The following is a 6,713-nucleotide window of genomic DNA, read 5'->3' on the forward strand; positions in this document are numbered from 1 at the left end:
TTCTGGTTGAGCTGGCTCCTCTGGTTTTGGATCCTCTTTCGGAGTCGCTTGAAGCTGGTTGATAGAAGTTAGAGCCGCTTGCAAGGCTTTATCTACTGCATCTTGTGTCTTGGCTGATTCAATAGCAGTAAGAGCTTGCTCTGATAACTCAACTAGTTTCTTCTTAGCTTCCTTATCATCACCTAGTTCCTTGCTCTTGTTTTGAATGGCCTCTGCCAAACTTGCCATAGCCTTGTCATAGTTAGGCTCTTCTGGTTGGGCTGGGGTTTCTTCTACACCGTAGTTTTCTTCCTTATCAAGGATCGTTTGCAAGGCTGTAGCTGTTTTCAGAACTTCTTGTGCATTTGCATCACTTGCTGAAAGTTGCTCAGATAATTTGTCCAAGTTTGACTTGAAGGCTTGACGTGCCTCTGGAGTATTCTTCAAGCTTGTCTGGTCAAACTTAACCAACTCATCCTTCCAGTTCTTCATGGCTTGGATTAACTCTGCTTTGGTATAAAGAGCACTACCTTCACCATGAGTGATGAACTGGTCAACTTGGATACCAATATTTCTCGTAGTATCATTACGTTTTGGATCCAATTGCAAGGTTACAGCATGCCAACCTTCTTCGAGTCCAGTCAAACGAACAAGAGTTTGACCACCTTGACGAGTAGTGGCTGTACCACTGAAGTACTTCTTACCGTTGTACTCAGAAGCATTACCTAAGCCATCTTGATACTCGACTCTTCTACCATCTAACGTCACTTTGTAGATACCATGTCCTGGATCCACATATCCTTTGATCTCAAGACCTGTTCCGTAGAAGTAGGCTGTTACGCTGGCATTTTTCTTCTGCTCTTCTGTCAAACGTCCAAACGATGCCCATGATTCTGTATTTTGGTATTTATCAGCTGAGTTCGTTTCATGGTGCCAACCTGGACTATAGTCAAGTTGACTTGCCTGATCATCATGACTTACTTGATCTTTTTGAAGCAATTCAGCTTTCATCACTCGAATCGTTGCTTCTGAAGCAAAGCCAAGCAAAGCTTCATCTGAAGCACTCGTCATTTTCACTTTGAAGTCAAAGATAGAGTCAGCTTGCTCCGTAAAGTCAATTGTTGGAATTGTCAAAGTCTTTTCTGTTTCACCTTCTTGGAAGGTCAAATCAGCTGTTGTATCCTTATAAACCTTACCGTGAACCCCTGTTCCTGGTTCAGTCACGACATGGACTGTTGCAGCTCCTTTGCTACCACCAACACGTTTAATGGTTACAGTAACTGGTTGGCCTTTTTGAACTTCATAGGTAGTTTCTTTCAACTCAAACATACCTTTACCAGCATTATTGAGCGTGTAGATACCTTCAGTTGCAATAGCTTTGCCAGTTTTGTTGACGAGTTTGATGGTGTGTTCACCTGGAGCCAAGTCATCTGTTTCATAAACCATCTGGCTACGTTTACGAGTCGCATTATTAGTTTGTACGTCTGCAACCTTTTGACCATCCACATAAACTGACATTTCACCGTGATTTGGATCCACTGTAGATACGACATAAGCCTTAGTTCCATTGAAACGGTAGGTTACGCTAGCATCTTTTTGATTGGTCCACATGGATGTTCCACGAACGCCTTCGGATTCGTCATACCAGGTTGTATTTGCTTTATCAGCTGTTGTATTTGAATGGTAATCCAAGCCTAGAGGATAGCCATCTGTTTTTTCGATACTACTTGGTGTCTTATAAACAGAGAAGTTTGTCAAAATAGGAGTTGCTTGTGAATTCGTGATAGTCACACGAATCTTTTGTGCTTCCACAGGTTGACCTTGGACGAGACGACGATAACCAACAGTCGAACCTTCTCCATATGGAACCCAGCGACCATTGAGCTCAACTTCAACCTTAAATCCAGAGATACGTTGACCTTTAGCAATATCTTCTTTGAGTTCGACTACGTCAAAGCGTCTCTTTTGACCGAGATCCACAGTGAATTCACCTGTCTTGGCATCATTTGACAATGCCCAACTAGTATCATCCTTACCATCTGTTAGGTTGCTTGCTTGATACAAGTGATTCTTACGAGTAGAGCTTGCAGTTACAGTTGCTCCCTTGGCGAAGTCAGTCGCATACATTTGATCCAAGGTTGCTCGGAATTCTTTCAAGCGAGCGACGTCTGCATCTGCGAATTTACCTTCTTTATTTGGTGGAATATTGAGGAGAAGTGGCGTTCCACGACCAACCGACTTGAAGTAGATATCCATCAAATCTTTGATTGATTTTGGTTGTTGATTGTCATGGTAGAACCAACCTGAACGGATAGAAACGTCTGCTTCACCGACAGAGTACATATCTCCTTCTGGGTCTCCATGATTGAGATATTCATTCTTCACATCGTCAGTGATTTTAGCTTTCTTAACCTTATGCCAAACTGGATCTCCAGCGATACCACGTTCATTACCGATCCAACGGACACTTGTTGGTTGAGCAGAGAAGATAGCGATATCTCCTTCAGCTTCCTTAATGTACTTGAACCATTCGTCAAAGGTGTAGGTTACTTTTTGAGCTCCGCTACCACGCGCACCGTCCATCCAAACTTCGATGAATTTACCATTATTTCCATATTTAGGATTGCCAAGGATTTCCTTGAGCTGGTTGAGGTAGTATTCGTTGTACTCTTTTTCAGTTGAAACATGATATTTAGGGTTATTGGCATCCCATGGTGATAGGTAAACACCCATATTCATGTCATACTTAGTCGCTGATTTAGAGATTTCTTCAAGAAGGTCTCCCTTACCGTCTTTCCATGGACTTGCAGCTACCGTATGGTCTGTGTATTTAGATGGATAAATCACAAAACCGTCATGGTGTTTGACAACCATGATTGTTCGTTTGAACCCAGCATCCTTCAAAGTCTTAATCCACTGATCTGTATCAAGGTTTGTCGGGTTAAAGTTTTGAGGATTTTCTCTACCATTTCCCCACTCAGAGTTGGTGTAAGTGTTCATACCATAGTGGATGAAGGCAGCCAATTCTTCCTTGTGGTAATCCAATTGAGCCTTGCTTGGTAGTGGTCCATAGTTTCCAATTTCTGTTTCTTCGTCTTTTGGATCCACTACTGGAGTTGCAGGAGTTACTGGTTTTGGATCTTCAATTTTTTCGTATTCAAAAATAACTTGGTTCACTCCTTTATGTTGGATTGTTGCTTCTTGACTTGCATTGACTGCACGGTAGCCTGCAATTTCTTTGGCTTGGAATCTATGAACAAAGGAAACTTCATATTCTTTACCATCGTTATTATCCACAGTCTCAGTTGCTAATTCTTGGTCTGTACCTTTCAAACGATAATGAACGTCAAAGGAACCTTTATTGACCATATAAACAACCTTGATGACACGAGTTCCTGCAGGAGCCTTGCTCACAACACTATAATCATCTTCCCAAGCGTCTTTTAGTTGCTTGTTGACAGTTTTGCCGTCAATCGATACAATCTCATATTTGTCTTTATTCTTCTTGTAGAAATCAGTCTTCTCAATTTCTGTTTTATAGTTATAGTCGAACTGAGTTCCAACTTCTGTCTTTTCAACAAAAGTATCGTTTTCTTTGACTGGATTATCATTTTGGTCTAGGTGTTCGACAACAACTCGTCCATAATCAACACCTTCAAGGAGAGTCGCTACACCACTTTCATCGAAGGAATATTTGTTTTCACCGATTACAGCTGTCTTATTTCGAAGCATTTCTCCCTCTGGAGTGAAGTAATAACGATTGCCGTTATCGCCTTGATACCAACCTTTAACACCGTATTTGTCAATGATTTCTTTGACCCATGCCAATTGTTCTGGTGAGAGGACAAGCCCTCCTCCAAAGCGATCTTTTTCAGCAATGTTCGCATTATCAACAGTACCACGTTGGTGGATCCCAATGACCTTACCATCACCGTTAATAATTCCACCACCAGAAAGACCAGAAACAGAAGTCAAACGATAGGTAACACCTACAGCTCCATTTTCATCGTACTTTTCAGTATCTCTAACGACACCGTCTGCCTTATACAATTGACCAGGAACAATTGGTTCCTTCAATTCTGGAGAAGTTGAATCTGTAGGATAGCCAATTGTGCTCACTGGTTCTCCAGCTTTGTATTCCCGATGATCTGCTAGAGGAGTAAAGGTAGCCGCCTTATTTGGACTTGCAATTGAAAGTGGAACTGGAGCTACAACCAAGGCTAAGTCATTCTTATAACCTTCACCGAATTTTTCTTTATTCCAGAAATGAATATCCTTTTCCTTGAACAAAATAGTGTTCCCTGAAGTTGGTAAAGAATTATTCTTAGCAGTATTTGAACCTACATTGTAGTAGAACTTAGCCGTATCACCACCACGGATAGAACCAGCATTAGTATCCGCATCCTTGACCAAGAAGTTGTGCGCCACTGTCAAGATGACATTAGGAGCAACAAAGATACCTGAACCTGAGTTAAGGTATCGCTGACTACCTCCATTGGCCAAAGGTGAGCTAAAGATTGAATAAACCATAGTAGCAGATGTTGCTGGTTGACCTTCATAATTGATGCGCTTAAGGTCTTGTCCACCATTGATAATGGCTCTATTTTCTTTTCCAGCTTCAGATGGAGTTTCTTCCTTCGCTTTTAAGATACTTTCAGTCTCTACTTGTGGACTATCTTTTTCTGATACAATAGCTGCAGTATCCACTTTTTTCACTGGAGTATCAGGATAGGCACGGTCAGGGATTTCTTCAGGGAGTAAATCGCCAGCCACTTCAGCAGTTTTCCCTTCCTCTGCCACTTTCTCGACAGCAGGTTCTGTTTTTTCAGTTACTTCTTCTTTAACTGCTTCTTCTTTTTCATGATCTACATCTGCCACTTCTTTTGCTTGACTATCTACTTCAAGTTTTGGTTCTGTCACAAGTTCACTAGCCGCAACATTACCAGATGCAAAAAAAGCAAGACCGACTGCTACAGAAGCAACACCAACAGTCAGTTTACGAATACTAAATATTCTACCTTTTTCTAAAAAATATTGTTTCATCAAATACTCCTAATCTTCTAGAGCAGTCAGCTACTGCCCGAGCCCAGTGTAATCTGGCGACATTTTTTGTTTGATTCCCTAGCTTAAAATTCTTTCCCTGAGCTATTTATTTTGAGTAAATATAAGATTGTAGAAATCGCTTACATTTTTAAAAAATAAAATAATGCTTCCATTAGCAAGAATTTTTCTAGAGTTTTCGCATTATTATAAATATACTATGTTATATTAAAAAATGCAAGGGTTTTCAAAGTTTTAACTAGATTTTTACTAAATGATTATTTTACTTTTTATGACTAAAAAATCCTAAATTGGCAAGGCCAACTTAGGATTGTTTTGTTTTGAAGTGATAGTAGGCTCCAAGCATACCTGCAGTATTTTGATGACGCGCAAATTCTAATCTTGTTTTTTCCGCTAAGCTCGGAACAAGCGCATCTTTCAGAGCTGTACGAATTTTCGGTTTCAAAATCGCTTCTTGCCCCATAATACCACCACCTAGTATAACAACCTCTGGATTGGCAACATAACAGATGTTAGCAAGACCTTTCCCAAGATAGTCTACCATACGGTCAATGCCCTCCATACAGAGTTTATTGCCTTCTGTAGCTTCTTTGAAAATTCTGCGACCATTCCAATGAGCCACTTCCTCATCATGAGCCTTGGCTACATACTCAACCAAGGCAGTTGTAGAAGCTAAATCTTGGAAAGCCCCATCCTGCATATGCATATAGCCAACTTCACAGGCAGAATTACTAAATCCATGGAAAATCTGGCCATCAATGATTAAACAACCACCGATACCTGTTCCGATGGTCAAACAAAGCGTTATTCCTGCACCTTTTCCAGATCCAGAAACCGCTTCTGCTAGCCCTGCGCAGTTGACATCATTCTCAATTTCACAAGGAATGTTAAAGCTTTCTTCAATTTCCTTTTTAAATTGAGTTCCTGCATAGTTTGGAATTTGTGGACCAGCATAGAAAATCTCACCCTTATCAGGATCAACCATTCCCGCAGAGGAAATGGCTACACCTGACACTGGTCCTTTTTCTAGATAGCTAGCGACGATATCTTTTGTCTTTTGTAAGATGTGTGGACCACCCTTATGCGCCTCAGTCGCTACTTCGTGAGACTCTACAAGTTGTCCATCCTGATCAATTAAACCATATTTGATATTAGTTCCACCAACATCAATTGCAACGTAATTAGTCATAAAGCCTCCTATTGATTAGAGGAAACGCTCCTTAGTTTCACGAATCAATGCCGCAGCTGCTTCTACAACTGGACGATCTTCTTCGGTCACTGGTGTAAGTGGAGAACGAACTGATCCGATATTAAGTCCTTCATTGATTTTCAAGACTTCTTTGATAACGCCGTACATATTTCCATGTGCCGCAGTCAATTTACCGATGATAGCGTTGATAGCATATTGCAATTCACGCGCTGTTTCTAGGTCTTTATCTGCAATCAATTGGTTGAGTTTCAAGAAGAGTTCTGGCATAGCGCCATAAGTACCACCGATACCAGCTTTTGCACCCATGAGACGTCCACCTAAGAATTGTTCGTCTGGACCATTAAAGACGATATGATCATCACCACCAAGACTAACAAAAGTTTGGATATCTTGAACTGGCATTGAAGAATTTTTAACACCAATGACACGTGGGTTTTTCAACATTTCTGTGTAAAGACTTGGA

At 40.9% G+C, this 6,713-nt stretch carries 3 protein-coding genes; all 3 read right to left on the bottom strand.

Features of this window, described 5'->3' with window-relative positions; genetic code table 11:
• The coding region (locus tag HMPREF2619_RS08770) for an alpha-L-fucosidase (RefSeq protein ID WP_070460761.1) at window positions 1–5,022 on the bottom strand (5,022 nt) is incomplete at its 3' end.
• 322 nt (window positions 5,023–5,344) lie between these two features.
• The gene (locus HMPREF2619_RS08775; protein ID WP_049528956.1) at window positions 5,345–6,229 is read right to left on the bottom strand and encodes an ROK family protein; all 885 of its coding nucleotides are present in this window, start codon (window positions 6,227–6,229) and stop codon (window positions 5,345–5,347) included.
• 15 nt (window positions 6,230–6,244) lie between these two features.
• Window positions 6,245–6,713, bottom strand: a 469-nt coding sequence (locus HMPREF2619_RS08780) for a dihydrodipicolinate synthase family protein (RefSeq protein ID WP_083279637.1), incomplete at its 5' end; no start/stop codon positions are given.

This window comes from Streptococcus sp. HMSC074B11 (assembly GCF_001808705.1).
In the GTDB taxonomy this organism is placed as follows: domain Bacteria; phylum Bacillota; class Bacilli; order Lactobacillales; family Streptococcaceae; genus Streptococcus.

Bases quoted from the DNA above. Each gene is read 5' to 3' on its own strand.
- HMPREF2619_RS08775 (WP_049528956.1), bottom strand. From the start codon at position 6,229: ATGACTAATTACGTTGCAATTGATGTTGGTGGAACTAATATCAAATAT.